This window comes from Citrobacter sp. KH_055_1, from assembly GCF_057838705.1.
Genome location: NZ_CM174473.1, coordinates 2,015,773 through 2,034,174, shown reverse-complemented (window position 1 = coordinate 2,034,174; position 18,402 = coordinate 2,015,773). Strand labels below are relative to the sequence as shown.

Sequence of the window (18,402 nt, the reverse complement as noted above, 5' to 3'; positions counted from 1 at the left end):
ATTAAAATCAGGTCTCTCGACCGTTAACCATACCTTTCAGGCCAGCAATTTGCAGCCTTTTCTCAAATTTTCAGGAATATCCTTACTCTTTAAGCGTTACCGTTTGTTTCAGTAAGGCACGCAACTCCGGGATGCACGACCCACAGTTGCTGCCGCAGCGCAGCTGTTGCCCCAACGTCTGAACCGAATGGCAACCGTCGGTGATAGCACGGACGATTGCCGTTTCGCCTACGCTGAAACAACTGCACACTATCGCCCCCTCGTCAGGCGCTATACCTGCGGGTTTGCCGCTCAGCAGCGCATGGCGTATTTCAGCATTGTCTGGCGCTCGCACAAACGCGGCGAGAATAGTGACGGTGTCAATCTCAGGCTGCGTCGCCGCCGACCAGAATCCCAGCATCAGTTGCCCCTCCCGCCAGGCCAGGATATTCAGCCCCTGGCCCCAGTGCGCCTGCTGGATTTGCCAGCCTTGTACCGTGCAGTACTGGCATAGCCAGCTGGCGAATTCCCTGTCACCCGCCAGGGTATAGCGAAAAACCGTGTCCGCCGCTTTGCGCCACCAATGGACAAAACCGGGCAGTGTTAATTGATGGCGGCTAAACATCTCCCCCTGCCATTGCGGCTGCCAGGGCATGATACGCACCGCCGTCTGTTTACTTTCTGGCTGTCCGGAATGGGGATCGCACACCGGCGCGACCAGCGCGTTTATCCGGCCCTGACGGGCAAAGCTGTTGTTCCAGTGCATCGAGGTAAACGCGCTGCCCGCCCGCTGACCTGGCTGGATTGCCACCCTGCCCACCATCAGCCCGCGCGGGGAACTGATACGACACAGTGCTCCCCCGGTCAGCTGAAATCGTACGGCGTCCTCGGGTGACACCTCGACCAGCGGTTCGCTGATGTGCTGCATCAGGCGCGAAACGGTGCCGGTGCGGGTCATGGTGTGCCACTGGTCACGGATACGTCCGCTGTTTAACACCAGCGGATAGAGCGCATCACAGGCGGTGGTCATCCCCTGCGGCGTGACCGGCACCAGCCGCAAACGCTGGTTCGCGTGCCAGCCCTGCCAGAGGTTTAGCGGCGCTACGCGTCGACTGACCGGCCAGCGAACCGGGGTCATGTCTTCCCACTGCGCGTACGTCATATCGGCCAGGGCACCAATATCAAAGGCGCGTTCCCCATTATTTTCAAAACCGGAAAGCGCCGCATGTTCACAGAAGACCTCCCACGCGTTTTGCCAGCTAAACGCCCCGGCATACCCCAACTGTTTAGCCATCTGGGCGATAATCCACCAGTCTGCACGCGCCTCACCGGGAGAGGACAAAAAGGCGCGCTGGCGAGAAATGCGCCGCTCTGAATTGGTCACCGTGCCATTCTTCTCTCCCCAGGCCTGCGCCGGAAAGCGAATGTGGGCATAGCGACTGGTATCGGTGTCGGCCACCACCTCGGAGACAATGACCAGCGGGCAGGCCGCCAGCGCCTGACACACGGCATGGCTGTCCGGTAACGATACCGCCGGGTTAGTCCCCATGATCCACACCGCTTTAATCTTGCCGTTGCCAATAGCCTCGAACAGCTCGACCGCCATCAACCCCGGCGTTTGCGCCAGCCGCTCAGCACCCCAGAAGCGGGCCACGCGCGACAGGTCCTGCGGGTCAAAACTCATCTGCGCTGCCAACTGCGTCGCCAGCCCGCCTACCTCGCGACCGCCCATCGCGTTTGGCTGTCCGGTCAGCGAAAATGGCCCGCACCCGGCGCGGGCGTATTTACCGCTGGCCAAGTGGACGTTGATGATCGCATTGCATTTATCGCTGCCGCTGGCGGACTGGTTAATGCCCATGGTGTACAGCGTGACGGCCTTTGGCGCCTGCATAAACGCGTCATAAAACGCGGTGACTTCCGCCACCTCCAGCCCACAAAACTCCGCCACCCGCGCCACGTCCCAGTCACGCGCGATAGCCAGCGTTTCCGTTGCCCCGTCAAAATCCCCCAGCGCTGCACCGTCGGTGGCAATTCTGTTGAGCAAACCCACAAACAGCCCACCGTCGCTGCCAGGCAGCAGCGGCAGATGCAGATCCGCAATATCACAGGTGGCAGTACGTCGGGGATCGATAACCACCACCTTCAACAATGGATTAGTTTGTCGTGCCTGCACCAGCCGTTGGTACAACACTGGATGCGTCCACGCGGCATTCGATCCCACCAGCACCACCAGATCGCTACACTCGATATCTTCATAGCTGCAGGGCACCACGTCGGCACCCAGCGCCCGCTTATAGCCGGTCACCGCCGACGACATGCAAAGCCGCGAGTTGGTATCGATATTGGCCGCACCGATAAAACCTTTCATCAGCTTGTTGGCCGCGTAGTAATCTTCCGTCAGTAGCTGACCGGAAGCGTAAAAGGCCACCGCCTGCGGGCCGTGCTGGGCGATAATGCTGCGCAGACGCGTGCCTGCGGTTTCCAGCGCCTGCGACCAACTGACCTTCGCCCCGTCAACCGTCGGCTGTAACAATCTGCCGCTCAGCCCGGTGGTTTCCGCCAGCGCCGCGCCTTTGACGCACAGGCGACCAAAGTTTGCCGGATGGTCAGGATCGCCCCGGACGTTAACGCCTTTTTCGCTCACCTGGGCGATCACCCCACAGCCGACGCCGCAGTAGGGACATGTGGTACGTATCTCACTCATGAGGCCTCCGCGCGCAGAATCAATGCCTGATTGCCCACCCACACTTTTCCATCCACCACTTTCACCGGCCAGGCGCGTACCGCCTGCTCGCCGCTGTCATACTGGCGACCATCACGCAGGCGAATGCGCTGTTTATACAGCGGCGAAATCACAACAGGCTCACCGGCCACATCCCCCAAAATGCCGCGCGAAAGTACCTGAGCGTCACTGCCGGGTTCACGATTATCCAGCGCATAAATCGACTGACCAAAACGGAAGAGTGCGATTTGCAGGTCACCCAGTAGGGCACCAATCCCTGCCTGTTCCGGGATCGCCTCAAGCGGGCAGATCGCCTGCCAGGGTTTCACCGGTAATGTCTCACGAGCATGGCGTACAGGGGGGGCCAACTGCGGCTGGCCGCGTAAGGCTTGACGCGCGATGGCGTCATCCGGGGCATCACTGTTGACGTAAGAGCGAAACAGCGCCAGACGTTGCGGACTGCTGAGCGTGGTTTGCCACTCGCACTGGTAGCTTTCCACTACCCGCGCCATCTCTTGTTCCAACTCGCTGGCAATACCTAAGCTATCGTCCATGATCACCTCGCGCAGGTAATCAATACCGCCCTCGAGATTGTCCATCCAGGTACTGGTACGCTGCAGGCGGTCCGCGGTGCGGATGTAGAACATCAGGAAACGATCGATGGTCTGAATCAGCGTGACATCATCCAGATCGCTGGCAAACAGATCGGCATGGCGCGGCTTCATGCCGCCGTTGCCGCACAAATACAGGTTCCAGCCTTTATCCGTGGCAATGACGCCGACATCTTTCCCTTGGGCTTCGGCACACTCGCGGGTACAGCCGGAAACCGCCATTTTGATTTTGTGCGGTGCGCGCAGGCCCTTGTAGCGATTCTCCAGCGTGACCGCCAGTCCGGTTGAGTCTTGAACACCGTAGCGACACCAGGTTGAGCCGACACAGGACTTCACCGTACGCAGCGACTTCCCGTAAGCGTGCCCGGTCTCGAACCCCGCCTCGACCAGCTCGCGCCAGATATCGGGCAACTGTTCAAGCCGCGCACCGAAGAGATCAACCCGCTGCCCGCCGGTAATTTTGCTGTACAACTGGTAGCGTTTAGCAATCTGACCAATGGCAATCAGGCCATCCGGCGTCACCTCCCCCGCTGGCATGCGCGGGACCACCGAATACGATCCGTCTTTTTGAATGTTGGCAAAATAGCGATCGTTCGTATCCTGCAACGGCAGATGCGCAGGTTTAAGCAGATACTCATTCCAGCAGGAGGCCAGCACCGACCCCACCAGCGGTTTACAAATTTCACAGCCGTGCCCGTGTCCATAGCGGGCAATCAACTGTTCGAAAGTGTGAATATGATTCACCCGCACCAGATGATAGATTTCCTGACGCGACCAGGGAAAGTGTTCACAGATATCCTTTTTGACCTCCACACCCTGCGCAGCCAGCTGATGCTCCATCACCTGTTTGACCAGTGCGCTGCACCCGCCACAGCCGGTTGCCGCTTTGGTACACTGTTTTATTGCACCGATATCCGTCGCCCCAGCGCTGACCGCCCGGCAGATATCGGCCTTGCTGACGTTATGACAAGAACAAATCTGTGCGGCGTCAGGGAGTGCCGCCACCCCAAGCACTTTCGGTGCGCCGCCCGCCACGGCAGGCAGGATCAGCGATTCCGGCTGTGCGGGCAGCACCACTCCGTTCAACATCATTTGCAGTAGCGTGGCATAGTCACTGGCATCGCCCACCAACACGCCGCCCAGCAGCGTTTTGCCGTCGGCGCTGACGACGATTTTCTTGTAGATTTGCTGCGGGCCGTGGGTCCACTGATAGCTTTGCGCCCCCGGCGTGCGCGCCTGCGCATCACCAAATGACGCCACATCAACGCCGAGCAGCTTGAGCTTAGTGCTCATGTCCGCCCCGCCAAAACTGGCCTCTTCCCCGGCCAGCCGCGCGGCGGCAACGCGCGCCATCTGATAGCCCGGCGCCACCAGTCCAAATATCCGCCCTTCCCACAGCGCGCACTCGCCAATGGCGTAAATGGCATCATCTGACGTGCGGCAGTGGCTATCAATGCTTATTCCACCGCGATCGCCGAGGTGTAAGCCACTGCTGCGAGCCAGCGTATCCTGCGGGCGGATACCGGCGGAAAACACCACCAGATCGGTGTCCAGCCGCTCTCCGTCGGCAAAATGCAGCACCAGGCCGTCTGGCGTACGCTCAATTTCGCGGGTGGATTTTGCGGTATGCACCCCCACCCCCAGCGCCTCAATTTTTTCGCGCAGCATAGCGGCGCCGGCATTATCCAGTTGCACCGCCATCAGGTTCGCGGCGAATTCAACGACATGTGTTTCCAGTCCAAGCTGGCGCAGCGCATTGGCCGCCTCCAGCCCAAGCAGCCCACCGCCAATCACCACCCCACGCCGGGCATTTTTCGCTTTTTCCGCAATGGCATCGAGATCGTCGAGCGTACGGTAAACAAAACAATCCGCGGAATCACCGCCTTTTACCGGCGGCACAAACGGGTACGATCCGGTGGCCAGCACCAGCGCATCCCAGTGGGTTTCATGGCCGCTGGCGGTACGGATAACCCGAGCTTCACGGTCGATTTGCGTCACACACTGCGCAAGACGCAGCTCGATACCGTGACGCGCAAAGAAGTCCTCGTCCACCAGTGACAGCGACTGCGCGCTGCGCCCGGCGAAATACTCGGAAAGATGTACCCGATCATAGGCGGCATAACGTTCTTCGCCGAACACCACGATGTGATACTGCATATGCAGGTTGCGGCTTACGCATTGCTCGAGAAAATGGTGGCCAACCATACCGTGTCCCACAACAGCCAGCGTCGGTTTTGTCATCGTCATCAGTCCTGCAGCCGGTGGCTGCGTATCAAAGCGGTCAAATAGCCAGGCGGAATTTGCCGGCGCGTGTGCATCCAGCAAGTCGGTGAGCGGCGCAGCGCTGCGGCAATTGCCCATTAACAGCACGCCATGGAGTTTTCCGTCGCGAATCAGCAGACGGCGGTAGTGTCCGCTGAGCGGATCCCAGCTACTCAACGCGGTATCCGTGGGTTCGGCGTCCGTTACCCCAGCGCTGAACAGTTCGATTCCCGTCACCTTCAGGCGCGTGCCGCGATCCTGCCAACGAAATCCCTCGCCGTTCTGGCCTGCCAGGCGTGCAGCCAGCACCTCGGCCTGCTGCAGGCACGGTGCCACCAGCCCCCAGGTCTGGCCGTTAATTTCACAACACTCGCCCACCGCGCTGATGCCTGCGACGGTGGTACGCAGTTGTGCGTCCACCACGATCCCCCGTTGGCAGCTCACACCGCTCTCCTGCGCCAGGTGGATATTGGGTTTGACGCCGGTCGCCATCACCACCCGCTGCGCGGCCAACTGCTCACCATCCAGCAATGTGACGCGATCTCCCTGAATGCAGGTAATCCCGGAATTGAGTACGCAGCGAATACCGCGCGCTGTCAGCTGGGCCTGCAACAGATCGCTGGCCTGCCGATCCAGCTGGTGCTCCATCAGACGTTCGGCGCGATGAATTAACGTGACGTTGTCACAGTTTAGCCGTAGCGCTGCCGCTGCCTCCACGCCGAGTACGCCGCCGCCAAGCACCACCACCGGACCTGGTTGTTGCAAGATGGCCTCTACATCCGCCATCGTGCGAAACGCGTGCACATGCGCCTGTTCACCGCCAGGAATTGGCGGAATAAACGGCACCGAGCCGGTGGCAAAAACTAGCTCATCCCACTCAAGGAGGCGCGTGCAGGTCGTCAGCCGGCGGCGAATCGTATCAACGGTCAGCACGCGCTCCCCGCTCAGCACCGTCACGCCGTGGTCGGTATACCACTGACGCGGATGAAGTAGCGTGTGGGCAAACGTCTTCTCCCCACCCAGCACCGGTGATAGCTGGATGCGGTTATAGGCCAGCTGCGGTTCCTCACCGATAAGCGTGATCGCGATGTCGCTGCACTTGTACGCCAGCAGCGCCTCGGTCAGGCGCGTCGCCGCCATGCCGTGCCCCACAATGACCAGTCGTTGCGTCATATCGCCCCCTTACGCCGCCTTCGGCTGTTTCTCATACAGGAAGTGGAGGATGCGTTGCCGCAGGTGGTGATAACGGCTGTCATCCGCCAACTGGACGCGGTTACGCGGGCGCGGCAGATTTACCGCCAGAATCTCGCCCACCGTGGCCGCCGGGCCATTGGTCATCATCATCACCCGATCAGAGAGCAGCACCGCCTCATCGACGTCATGGGTAATCAGCACAATGGTGGTGTTCAGCGATTGCTGGATCTGCATCACCGTGTCCTGCAAATGTGCTCTGGTGAGTGCATCCAGCGCGCCAAACGGTTCATCCATCAGTAGCACTTTGGGTTTCATGGCCAGCGCACGGGCAATACCCACTCGCTGCTTCATGCCGCCGGAAACCTCGCCTGGATGTTTGTGCATCGCGTGGCCCATCTGCACCCGTTCAAGATTGTGCGCAATCCACTCGCGCCGCTCGGCCTTGTTCATGGTGCGGCGAAAGACCTGATCGACCGCCAGCGCCACGTTGTCAAAGCAACTCAGCCACGGCAGCAATGAATGGTTCTGGAATACAACCGCCCGCTCCGGCCCCGGCCCGGCAATTTCGCGGTTATCGCAAAGCAGGCCGCCTTCAGTGGGTAACGTGATGCCCGCGATCAGATTCAGCAACGTCGATTTCCCGCAGCCGGAATGACCAATCAGGCTGACCGTTTCCCCTTCATGGATATCAAACGAGACGTTTTGCAGCGCCAGAAACTCGCCGCTGGCGGTGGAAAAACGTTGGCTCACTGCCTGTACCTGAATAATGGGTTTCATGCTGTCTCCTTATTTTTCCTGCCAGCTAAAACGACGGGCGACCCGCATCAGCCCCTGCTCAAGCAGCAGGCCCACGACGCCGATAATGACAATGGCGATAAGAATGTTTTCGACGTTGAGGTTGTTCCACTCATTCCAGATCCAAAAGCCAATGCCCAGTCCACCGGTGAGCATTTCGGCGGCCACAATCACCAACCAGGCAATACCGATAGACAGGCGCATACCGGTGAGGATCGCAGGCAGTACCGCGGGAAAAAGAATGCGGCGCATCACCGTCCACTCGGAGAGTTGGAGCACACGGGCGACGTTGAGATAATCGTCAGGAATTCTGCGCACCCCTTCGGCGGTGTTGATCACCATCGGCCAGATGGAGCAGATAAAAATAGTCCAGCTGGAGGCCGGTTCCGCCTTTTGAAACAGCAGCAACCCAATGGGCAGCCAGGCCAACGGGCTGACCGGGCGCAGCAGCGCGACCAGCGGTGAAAACATGTGTGAGGCGAAGGTAAATCGGCCAATCAGAAATCCGAGCGGGATGCCGACTAGCGCCGCGAGGCCAAAACCAATGGCCACCCGCTGCAATGACGCCAGCACGTTCCAGCCGATGCCCATATCGTTCGGCCCATTGTTATAGAACGGGTCAGCAAACAGCGTTAGCGCCGAGTCCAGCGTGCTGAGCGGCGTCGGAAATCCCTGGCTGTTGATCGCCGCCAGTTGCCAGCACACCACCAGTAGGCCCATCCCCAGCAGCGCGGGCACGGCTCGTCTGACCCACGCGTGCAGCCACAAATAGGCCGGCGTTTTGCGTTTTCTCACCGTCACGGCAGCCAGCGTGATCACCTCACCCACAGCCGGTTCAGGGGTTTTTAGTTGCGTGTTTTGTTTCATCTCAGGCTCCTTTACGGTGGAGGGTAAAGCGGTTGGCATACGCTTCCGGGTCGCGACCGTCCCACACGGTACCGTCCATCAGCGTGCTGGTACGCAGTAGCTGCGCTGGCGGGGTTATGCCGCCTACGGCCGTCGCCGCATCGCGCCAGATATCAACACGGTTGACCCTGGCCGCAATATCCGCATAGTCCGGTGCCTGCTTAAGCAGTCCCCAGCGGCGGAACTGCGTCAGGAACCACATGCCGTCCGAGTGCCACGGGAAGCTGACTTCTCCGTCACGAAAGAATTGGATCGGGTGCGCGTCCTGCCAGCGATGACCAGCACCGTTGTCGTATTCGCCCAGCATGCGCCCGGTCAGGTACTGTGCTTTGGTATTGAGCCAGGCGCGCCCGGCAAGGATTTGCGCCGTTTCACGTTTGTTGGCCTCGCTGGCGTCAATCCAGCGCGACGCCTCAAGTACGGCGCTGACCAGCGCCCGGGCGGTGTGCGGATGCTTCTCCACCCATTCCCGGCGCGTGCCGAGCACTTTTTCCGGATGATCGGGCCAGATTGCCTGCGAGGTAGCGGCGGTAAATCCGATGCGGTCGTTAATGGCCCGCGCATTCCACGGTTCGCCGACGCAGAAACCGCTCATATTGCCGATGCGCATGTTCATCACCATTTGCGGCGGCGGCACCACCACGGTACGGATATCGGTAAACGGATTGATGTCGGCGCTGGCCAGCCAGTAATAGAGCCACATGGCGTGCGTGCCAGTAGGAAAGGTATGCGCGAAGGTGTAGGTTCCTGGCGCCTGCCCGGCAATCAGCTTTTTCAGCGACGGCGCGTCGGCGATCCCCTGCTCCTGCAGCGCAGCAGACAGCGTGATGGCCTGGCCGTTTTGGTTCAGCGTCATCAGATTTGCCATCGCCTGCGGTTTGCTGGCGATGCCCAACTCCAGCCCGTACAAGAGTCCATACAGAACGTGGGCGGCGTCCAGTTCGCCGGAAACCAGTTTGTCACGTACCGCCGCCCAACTGGCCTCTTTGCTGGGCACCAGCGTAATGCCGTACTTTTTATCAAAGCCTTTCAACGCGGCAATCACCAACGGCGCGCAGTCAGTGAGGGGAATGAAGCCCACTCTGACCGTGGTCATTTCTGGCGCGTCAGACCCTGCAGCCCACACCGATGGCATCAGGCCGGAAATCAGGGATGCCCCCCCGATGGCGGCGCTGGCCTGCAGGAATCGCCGCCGCGTTAGCAAAACTGTTCTGTCATCCATACATGCTCCCCATAACAAAAAAAAAGCGCCCGGCAATGCCGAAGCATTGCAGGACGCCTTTATCCTCAAAGCAGACAAACCGCCGTTGGTCTGTTGCTAAACTGTCTGTAGAGATGAATGCAATTCGGATGCCAGAATTTCGCTGGCGCGCTGAGCGGCTTTTACCTCCCGGTGACGTTATTTTGCACCCGAATATGGCAGAGGCTGCTCGTCTGTTGTGCAGCCGCTATCCCTGAATGAGTGATTTCACGGTCAACAGCGCACGGGCGATATCCACCATCCGCTGATTTTTATCCATCGCCATTTTGCGCAGCCGTTGCCAGGCCTGTTCCTCACTCATATTGTGATGATTCATCAGTACACTTTTCGCCTTATCAATCACCTTCCGCTCTTCTAACGTATCCTGTAGCGACGCCAGTTGGCCGCTCATCTGCTCGAGCTGGCGTGCCTGCTGGCGAACCAGCAGCAGAAGCTGTTTGTCGCGACGCAGGCAGAGGTTGTCATCGGCGCTATCGTCAAGCCAGTTATCGAGCGGCAGCGCGTTGGCGTCTTCCGCCAGACGCCGCTCAACGGCCTGCATCAGCTCGCCGATCAGCCTCTCCTCCACGTCGCGTAAACGTTCCAGCCGCTGGGTCTGCAACGTAAACCAGCGCAGCGTGCTTTCGCCGTTATCGGCCTGCGGGTGTCGCGTGCAGACCTGTCGACGCAACTGTTCAATCGTGCCAGAGGCTTCACACTGCTGGCGAAAATGCTGCACCAGCGCCGGTGAGGCCAGTGAGCTAAAGGCTTCAAAGCACGGCTGCTGTCCGTCGATCCGATCCACCAGCGCCTGGCGCATAGGCGGCTCAAATTCGCCAAGCGTAAAGCCAATCGCGCCCAATGCCCGCTCTTGCCCCACCAGCTCTTTGCCCTGCATAAAGCTGTACAGGGCCACCATCCCGCGGGCAACGTAGGGGTCATCAATACTGTCATTAAGTTGCGGGACAATACCGAGCACATGCCGCAGCGCACGGTTGTACTGCGCCATGGCCTGTTGCGCATCTAACGCCTGCCCGCTGACCGCTTCACGCAATGCGGGCAACTGCGCCAGGCACCAGACGGTACCGGCAATGCGATGGCATAGCGTGCTGCTGGCCTGCGGCATAAGCTGCGTAAACAGCGCGTGCAGTTGTCGACATTCCTCATCCACCAGTGCGCGGCTGGCACGGACCTCCGGACCGTAAAGTGCCCCACGGGAGCACAACCAAATGTTGGATGCACCGCGTTCGCACTGTAGCATATGCACCAGATGGCTAATGCGCGTCACCAGTTGGCCTGACTGCGCCAACTGGCGAAGCTGGGTATTCTCAAGCTGACGTGCATGGTGAAACCATTGCGTGGCACCGGGGTCTTGCGCATGTGTCATCATCTCTGCTCTCACGGATAACGGGTTTTCCCAAAGAGCTAGCAATATCCATGCCCCCCTGACAACAGGAGTCAAAATGCAAAAGATAGTGATCGTCGCGAACGGTGCGGCCTATGGAAGCGAATCGTTATTTAACAGTCTGCGTCTGGCCATTGCCCTGCGCGAACAGGATGACAGCCTCGATCTGCGACTTTTTTTGATGTCGGACGCGGTAACGGCGGGAATACGCGGGCAGAAGCCGACGGAAGGCTACAATATTCAGCAAATGCTGGAGATCCTGACCGCACAAAATGTGCCAGTGAAACTGTGCAAAACCTGCACCGATGGTCGTGGCATCACCACGCTGCCGTTAATCGACGGCGTTGAAGTCGGGACATTGGTGGAATTAGCCCAGTGGACGTTAGCGGCGGATAAGGTGTTAACCTTCTGATAGACGACTTTTCAGGTAAGCGCACTGAAAGAGCCGGATATTTCCAGATTTAATCTGCCAGGGCGCGGTTACGCTAAACGTAAGCACGCCCTTTCAACGCTTTTCAGGGATTTTGTCATTTTTGTTTAATCGTTATGCCATTTTTTGATCAAAATCAGCATCCTGTCCCTCCCCCTTTGGTGTTATGCCATGAGTGAAATGTGAACAACATCACGCAGCACTTTCGACAGAAAGTACGTTGTTTTCAAGAACGGGGTGAAAAATGGCATTAGTGAAGGCAAGTTTGAAATTGTTTGGTGGAGATACCGTGGTGGTGCGCTGTTCTGAGCGCTGTCACATTCATCTGATGAGCGAAAAAAATCACGTCAAAGACACGCAGACCGACATTTTAAGCGTGCAGGATCGTGATAACGCATGGTTGACCGTGCCGTATACCGGCACGTGGAATGTTCTGATCGACAGCCACAGCCAGTCGCTGGAACATTCCATCAGTTATATCGCCGCCTGATAGTTAGCTGCCCGAAAGCACTCTCGCTTATCGGGCAGTTCGCCGACTCAGGCAAATCCTGGCCGCATGACCCCTTCCGGTAACACCTCGCCCAGCAGTCGTTTGACCGTGACGATCAGTTCGCTCAGGCAATCATCCTGCATGCCTAACCGGGACAATTCCTGTTCCAGCGAGAACAGATACTGCGCATTGGTTCCCAATGGTCCGCTGGCGGTAGCGATAAGCGGCGCGATCACCTGCGCGCGCGTATCTGCCTCAAACAATGGATGCCGCGGATCCATAATAAAGACCAACGCATTGACCGTCCGCCCGTCATCAAGCGTGAGCTGACACCAGGTCGGAAGATAGCAGCCGGTGATCATTTCGCGCTTCCACAGCAACGTCAACTCTTGCTCCAGCGAGGCGTCCGGTAAGCGGTAGGCTACACCGGTGGTGCGGCCCCCTTCTTTCAGGGCCAGCATCCGTCCAGGCTGACACGCCGTGCCTCGTCCCGCCGTCAGGCGCAGGCAAAATGCCCGGTGCCAGCCGACTAACGTGCCGGTACACGACTCCTCAAACTCTAAGGCCGGGTTCCACATCAACGATCCATAACCAAAGATCCACACCGGTCCATCATCTGGTCGGCAAGCGAGTGTGGCAGCCAGTGAGGCTGCCCGTTGTTCCGCTGACCAGAGTAGTGATTCTTCAATAGCACCAAATGCCGTCTTACAGTCGGCATTCAATAAAAAATCACGCGTTAACACCTTACACCTCCGCCACTGCAACATCCCTGCGACAACTTTTTGACGCCTTCCGGGCTTTTTTGCTGTTCATTTTGAAACCAATATCAGGACAATAGGCAATTCACTGGCTGCATGCAAGGCAACAAAGGCTCAACGGCACTTTATATCCTGTACTGATGGCGCGATCGGTACCGACATGTTGCCCATTATGAGTGTCAATATTTGTGCACCATTAAAACTAACACCTTGTTATTTAAATCGTCTCTAAACAAGATAAATGATTATATTCACTTTGAAGCAAGAAACGGGCCACGCCGTAAAATTACGTAAAAACAGATCGGAAATACCGAGATATCTGTTATTTTTTACATTCTTTAATACATTTATAATTATAAATACCTGCAGAGATGGAGAAGTGAATGACACATGCACATGAGGCGGTAAAAACCCGCCACAAGGAGACCTCGCTCGTCTTCCCGATTTTGGCGCTGGTAGTTCTGTTCTTATGGGGGAGCAGTCAGTCACTACCAGTGGTTATCGGCATTAATGCGCTTGCCCTGGTGGGTATATTAAGCAGTGCATTTAGCGTTGTACGTCACGCAGACGTATTAGCCCACCGACTCGGTGAACCCTATGGTTCCCTGATCCTGAGCCTGTCGGTGGTTATTCTTGAAGTCAGCTTAATTTCTGCATTAATGGCAACGGGCGACGCCGCGCCAACCTTGATGCGCGATACGCTCTATTCAATCATTATGATTGTCACCGGTGGTCTGGTCGGTTTTTCATTACTGTTAGGCGGGCGTAAATTTGCCACCCAGTATATGAATCTGTTTGGTATTAAACAGTATTTGATCGCCCTGTTCCCGCTAGCCATTATTGTGCTGGTGTTCCCGATGGCATTGCCGGGCGCGAATTTCACCACTGCACAGGCGCTACTGGTGGCGTTAATTTCTGCCGCAATGTACGGCGTATTTCTTCTGATTCAGACAAAAACGCACCAGAGCCTGTTTATTTACGAACACGAAGACGAGGGTGACGACGACGACCCGCACCACGGTAAACCATCAGCGCACAGTAATATGTGGCATGCGGTTTGGCTTATCGTCCATTTAATTGCGGTTATCGCAGTGACCAAAATGAACGCCAACCCACTGGAGACGCTGTTAACGGAACTGAATGCGCCGGTTGCGTTCACTGGTTTCCTTGTCGCATTGCTGATCCTCTCTCCTGAAGGGCTGGGTGCGCTGAAAGCGGTGCTGAGCAATCAGGTACAGCGTGCGATGAATTTGTTCTTCGGCTCCGTGCTCGCCACCATTTCGCTGACAGTTCCGGTTGTAACGCTGATTGCGTGGGCGACGGGCAACGACCTGGTGTTTGGCTTAGGTTCGCCAGAGATGATTGTGATGGTTTCTTCGTTGGTACTGTGCCAAATTTCCTTCTCGACCGGGCGCACGAACGTGCTTAACGGTGCGGCACATCTGGCACTGTTTATCGCCTATCTGATGACGATCTTTGCTTGATTCATAAAAAAGCCGGATGCGACGCAAAGCGTCATATCCGGCCTACAGTGATTTTTGCGTCGTAGGCCCGATAAGCGTAAGCGCCATCGGGCACACAAGCCAAACTTAGTTCTCAGTATCCAGTTCGTCGAAGCTTTTCACCAGATCATCAACCGCTTTGATCTGGGTGAGGAACTGTTCCAGCTTCGCCAGCGGCAGCGCGGAAGGACCGTCACATTTCGCATTGGCTGGATCCGGATGCGCTTCAATGAACAGACCCGCCAGACCCACCGCCATACCGGCACGCGCCAGTTCAGTCACCTGCGCACGACGACCGCCGCTTGCAGCACCGAACGGGTCACGGCACTGCAGCGCGTGGGTAACGTCAAAAATAACCGGTGAGTTACCGGAAACTTTCTTCATCACGCCAAAGCCCAGCATATCCACAACCAGGTTGTCGTAACCGAAGTTTGCGCCACGATCGCACAGAATAACCTTGTCGTTGCCACCTTCATGGAATTTATCCACGATATTACCCATTTGACCTGGGCTTACGAACTGCGGTTTTTTGACGTTGATAACGGCACCGGTTTTCGCCATCGCTTCAACCAAGTCGGTCTGGCGAGCGAGGAAGGCCGGAAGCTGAATCACGTCCACAACGTCAGCCACAGGCTGCGCCTGGCTGGCTTCATGCACGTCGGTGATCACTTTTACGCCAAAGGTTTGTTTCAGTTCCTGGAAGATTTTCATCCCTTCTTCAAGGCCCGGACCACGATAAGAGTGGATGGAAGAACGGTTGGCTTTATCAAAGGAGGCTTTGAACACGTAAGGGATACCCAGTTTCTGAGTAACGGTTACGTAGTGCTCACAAATGCGCATCGCCAGATCGCGGGATTCCAGCACGTTCATGCCGCCAAACAGCACGAATGGCAGGTCATTTGCCACGTTGATGTCGCCAATGCTAACCACTTTTTGTTTCATAGGATCGCCTTAAACGGTAGGTAAAGTGTCATTAATCAATGCAATACAATATGCTTGTGCGAAATAGTATTTATCTGCGCACGGATCATTTCGCTGATCGGGTCTTCCGGACACTGCTCAACGAAATAACTTAAATCGGTTAACGCAACATGTTCACATTCCAGCTGCGCGTAGATCAATCCGCGATCGCGTATTTCATACGGATCTTCAGGATTAAACTGCAATAAGGCCTCACTGGCGCGCAGTGCCAGCTCCATTTGCCGTTCTTCCATCAGCGATGATTTCAGCGTGTCGAGCAGTTTGCGGATCACTTCCGCGTTATCCGCCTCATCGAGATCTTCGTTAAACAGCTCAGCTACCGGGCTGATATTGCCCTTTAGCCACACTTCCAGCGTGTGCTCATTTAACGTTTCGCCATTGAACGGGTTAATCAACCACATTTCGCCTTCCAGTGATTCAATGCGCAGAATTAACTGCGTCGGGAAAATCACCGGCACCAGCGGCAGATCCAGCCGATTGGCCAGCCACAACAAGATGGCGCCAAGTGACACCGCGCTGCCCTGACGATTTTTCAGGACCTGGTCGAGCCAAAGTGCATCAGAAAGACGATAGACGCCGCGGGTATCCGTAAACCCCCAGTCGCCGTAAAAAAGTGCCAGCAATTTTTCCAGTTGCTCATCCTGAGACAGGAGCTGGCTAATTTCTTCATGCGCGAGGCTGGCCAGACGTTCCAGTTCGTCGTAGACAGATTGCGTAGGGAAATCCAGGCGGATAGACTCCGATGCCAGGATCATCCCATCGCACAATGGCGCTTTATTAAATTCGAAATCAGCTAACGACCTCATGATTACCCCAGTAACGGTATTTTTGTGGTGGCGAGTTTAATGATGATGTACAGCACCACCAGCGCCAGCGGAAAGGCGATTAAACGCGCCTGCTGGCTGCGCGCCCGACGATAATCGAGCGCAATAAAACCCAAAACGATGTAAATGATAACCCCAAACAGCTTTTCAGTCAGCCATGTCCCCTGTTCGGTGAATGGCAGGATGTGCGTTTTAGCGATCAACGCCACGCCGCTGAGTAACAAAACGGTATCAATGACCGGCGGAGCAATCCGCGTCCAGCGCGCTGACGCAAGGCGTGCTTGCGTGTAACGCCACCAAAAACGCAGCGTGAGCAGCCCCACGGACAGCGCAATGCTAATAAGATGAACGCCGAGCAACAGGCTGAAGGTGGTCATGCAGCGAGGCGCCCGAGCGTAATGCGCTCGTTGCCGCCGTAATCACGACAGGTTTCGACCGCCTGGTATCCACCGCGCGTAAACGCGTCACGCACCGCCGGTCCCTGCTGCCAGCCGTGTTCCAGTAGCAAATAACCGCCAGGGGTTAACATGTGTTTAGACTGTTCGATGATATGCACGATATCCGCCAGTCCATGATCGCCGGCCACCAGCGCGGTCAGCGGCTCAAAACGTACATCGCCTTGTGCCAGATGCGGGTCCTGCTCATCAATGTACGGTGGGTTACTGACGATCATGTCGAACTGCTGCCCCTGTAAAGCGCTGAACCAGTCGCTTTGCAGCACGCGCACATTGTTGATGCCCAGATGCTGCGTATTGCGGATCGCCAGCGCCACGGCGTCCGGCATCCGATCAACCGCCGTCACGTCGCAGTCCGGGCGCTCGGAAGCCAGCGCCAGCGCAATAGCGCCCGTACCGGTCCCCAAATCCACAATGCGGCACGCAGAGGCAGGCAGGCGTGCCAGCGCCTGCTCGACTAAGCATTCGGTGTCCGGACGTGGAATAAGCGTCGCCGGTGACACGAACAGCGGCAGCGACCAGAACTCGCGAACGCCGGTTAAGTGCGCCACCGGCTCTCCCCGTTGACGACGCGCCACCAGCGCGTTCAGCTGTTCCTGCTGTGCCACGGTTAATACCGTTTCACCAAACGCCAGAATAAAGGTACGCCCTTTGCCGGTAACGGTCTCGAGTAAGATCTCGGCGTCGCGGCGCGGGCTTTCGCTGTCCTGTAATTGGGCTATTGCTTCACGCAACCAGTGCTGATAATCCATTAATCCTGCTCGGACAACGCCGCCAGCTGGTCGGCCTGGTATTCCTGGACAATCGGCTCAATGAGCATATCCAGTTTCCCTTCCATCGCTTCGTCCAGACGGTAGAGCGTCAGGTTGATGCGGTGATCGGTTACGCGACCCTGTGGGAAGTTATAGGTACGGTTACGATCGCTGCGATCGCCGCTGCCTAACAGGTTGCGGCGCTCGGAGGCTTCCGCCTGCTGGCGTCGCGCCACTTCGGCGGCACGAATACGTGAGCCCAGCACCGACATCGCTTTAGCTTTGTTTTTGTGCTGTGAACGTTCGTCCTGACATTCAACCACAATACCGGTCGGTAAGTGGGTAATACGAATAGCCGAGTCGGTGGTGTTAACGTGCTGACCACCGGCCCCCGATGAACGGAAGGTATCAATGCGCAGGTCAGCCGGATTGATGTCCGGCAGTTCCGCTTCCGGCAGCTCAGGCATCACCGCGACCGTACAGGCAGAGGTATGGATACGTCCCTGAGATTCGGTGGCCGGAACGCGCTGTACGCGATGACCGCCGGACTCGAACTTCAGTCGACCATACACGCCATCGCCGCTCACTTTGGCAATAATTTCTTTATAGCCGCCGTGTTCACCTTCGTTGGCGCTCATGATCTCCACGCGCCAGCGGCGGGATTCAGCGTAACGGCTGTACATACGGAACAGATCGCCTGCAAACAGCGCCGCTTCATCGCCGCCGGTTCCGGCACGCACTTCAAGAAACGCATTACGTTCGTCATCCGGATCTTTCGGCAGCAGTAGCACTTGCAGATGCTGTTCCAGCTGTTCACATTTTTCTTTTGCTTCGCGCAGTTCATCCTGCGCCATCTCACGCATTTCAGGATCATCGAGCATCATCTGTGCTGTTTCGATATCATCCTGAACCTGTTGCCAGTCCGTGAAACAGCGAGAAACATCGCTTAACTGGGCATATTCGCGCGACAGCGCACGAAAGCGATCCTGGTCTGCGATGGTTCCCGCATCGCCGAGCAGCGCCTGAACTTCTTCATGGCGTTCATGCAGGGCTTCCAGTTTGGCAACGATAGAAGGCTTCATAGGCGTAAATGCAC

General features: G+C 57.2%; 15 protein-coding genes. 3 read left to right on the top strand and 12 right to left on the bottom strand.

All coding sequences use genetic code 11. From position 1 onward, the window contains the following. Positions 1 to 82 precede the first annotated feature (82 nt). The 6 genes from AC3ITF_RS09445 to nasR all read right to left on the bottom strand — a co-directional run bounded on the left by AC3ITF_RS09445 (position 83) and on the right by nasR (position 11,099). Positions 83 to 2,683: a nitrate reductase gene (locus AC3ITF_RS09445; protein WP_489176366.1), complete on the bottom strand. Its 2,601-nt coding sequence runs from the start codon at positions 2,681 to 2,683 to the stop codon at positions 83 to 85. Next, positions 2,680 to 6,747, bottom strand: coding sequence for a nitrite reductase large subunit NirB (gene nirB / locus AC3ITF_RS09440; RefSeq protein ID WP_489176365.1), 4,068 nt, complete (start codon positions 6,745 to 6,747; stop codon positions 2,680 to 2,682). Before nirB ends, AC3ITF_RS09445 begins: the two co-directional genes overlap by 4 nt. 9 nt (positions 6,748 to 6,756) lie before the next feature. Beyond that, a complete protein-coding gene (locus tag AC3ITF_RS09435; protein WP_115258295.1) occupies positions 6,757 to 7,545 on the bottom strand; it encodes an ABC transporter ATP-binding protein in 789 nt (262 codons plus the stop codon). A 9-nt stretch (positions 7,546 to 7,554) separates the two neighbouring features. Further along, positions 7,555 to 8,430 carry a nitrate ABC transporter permease gene (ntrB, locus tag AC3ITF_RS09430; RefSeq protein WP_117342905.1) on the bottom strand — a complete coding sequence of 292 codons (876 nt, stop codon included), beginning with the start codon at positions 8,428 to 8,430 and terminating at the stop codon, positions 7,555 to 7,557. Between the two features lies 1 nt (position 8,431). After that, entirely contained in the window at positions 8,432 to 9,691 is a 1,260-nt protein-coding gene (locus AC3ITF_RS09425) for a CmpA/NrtA family ABC transporter substrate-binding protein (RefSeq protein WP_489176364.1), read from the bottom strand. Positions 9,692 to 9,917: 226 nt separating this feature from the next. Beyond that, positions 9,918 to 11,099: a nitrate regulatory protein NasR gene (gene nasR, locus AC3ITF_RS09420; protein ID WP_115258292.1), complete on the bottom strand. Its 1,182-nt coding sequence runs from the start codon at positions 11,097 to 11,099 to the stop codon at positions 9,918 to 9,920. A gap of 73 nt (positions 11,100 to 11,172) precedes the next feature. On the opposite strand from nasR, the gene AC3ITF_RS09415 reads away from it, so the two are divergent. Both AC3ITF_RS09415 and AC3ITF_RS09410 read left to right on the top strand, forming a co-directional pair. Next, on the top strand, positions 11,173 to 11,526 hold the full coding sequence (locus tag AC3ITF_RS09415) for a DsrE/DsrF/TusD sulfur relay family protein (protein ID WP_096756774.1): 354 nt from the start codon (positions 11,173 to 11,175) through the stop codon (positions 11,524 to 11,526). A gap of 262 nt (positions 11,527 to 11,788) precedes the next feature. Then, positions 11,789 to 12,034: a DUF1883 domain-containing protein gene (locus AC3ITF_RS09410; RefSeq protein ID WP_096756773.1), complete on the top strand. Its 246-nt coding sequence runs from the start codon at positions 11,789 to 11,791 to the stop codon at positions 12,032 to 12,034. Positions 12,035 to 12,081: 47 nt separating this feature from the next. Here the strand turns inward: AC3ITF_RS09410 and AC3ITF_RS09405 are convergent, their stop codons facing one another. After that, positions 12,082 to 12,777: a gamma-glutamylcyclotransferase gene (locus AC3ITF_RS09405; protein WP_115258291.1), complete on the bottom strand. Its 696-nt coding sequence runs from the start codon at positions 12,775 to 12,777 to the stop codon at positions 12,082 to 12,084. Positions 12,778 to 13,175: 398 nt separating this feature from the next. Here AC3ITF_RS09405 and chaA point away from each other — a divergent pair, with 398 nt between their 5' ends. After that, positions 13,176 to 14,276, top strand: a complete 1,101-nt coding sequence (gene chaA / locus AC3ITF_RS09400; RefSeq protein ID WP_115258290.1) for a sodium-potassium/proton antiporter ChaA — start codon at positions 13,176 to 13,178, stop codon at positions 14,274 to 14,276. Between the two features lie 105 nt (positions 14,277 to 14,381). On the opposite strand, the gene kdsA is transcribed toward chaA, so the two are convergent. From kdsA to prfA, 5 genes are read right to left on the bottom strand one after another with little or no spacing between them, the layout of a single operon-like run. Then, a complete protein-coding gene (kdsA, locus tag AC3ITF_RS09395) occupies positions 14,382 to 15,236 on the bottom strand; it encodes a 3-deoxy-8-phosphooctulonate synthase (protein ID WP_096756770.1) in 855 nt (284 codons plus the stop codon). 35 nt (positions 15,237 to 15,271) lie between these two features. Further along, positions 15,272 to 16,081, bottom strand: coding sequence for an invasion regulator SirB1 (gene sirB1 / locus AC3ITF_RS09390; protein WP_096756769.1), 810 nt, complete (start codon positions 16,079 to 16,081; stop codon positions 15,272 to 15,274). A gap of 2 nt (positions 16,082 to 16,083) precedes the next feature. Then, on the bottom strand, positions 16,084 to 16,476 hold the full coding sequence (sirB2, locus tag AC3ITF_RS09385) for an invasion regulator SirB2 (RefSeq protein ID WP_096756768.1): 393 nt from the start codon (positions 16,474 to 16,476) through the stop codon (positions 16,084 to 16,086). Continuing rightward, entirely contained in the window at positions 16,473 to 17,306 is an 834-nt protein-coding gene (prmC, locus tag AC3ITF_RS09380; protein ID WP_115258289.1) for a peptide chain release factor N(5)-glutamine methyltransferase, read from the bottom strand. Before prmC ends, sirB2 begins: the two co-directional genes overlap by 4 nt. Next, a complete protein-coding gene (gene prfA / locus AC3ITF_RS09375; RefSeq protein WP_115258288.1) occupies positions 17,306 to 18,388 on the bottom strand; it encodes a peptide chain release factor 1 in 1,083 nt (360 codons plus the stop codon). The genes prmC and prfA overlap by 1 nt, the downstream gene beginning before the upstream one ends. Positions 18,389 to 18,402 lie beyond the last annotated feature (14 nt).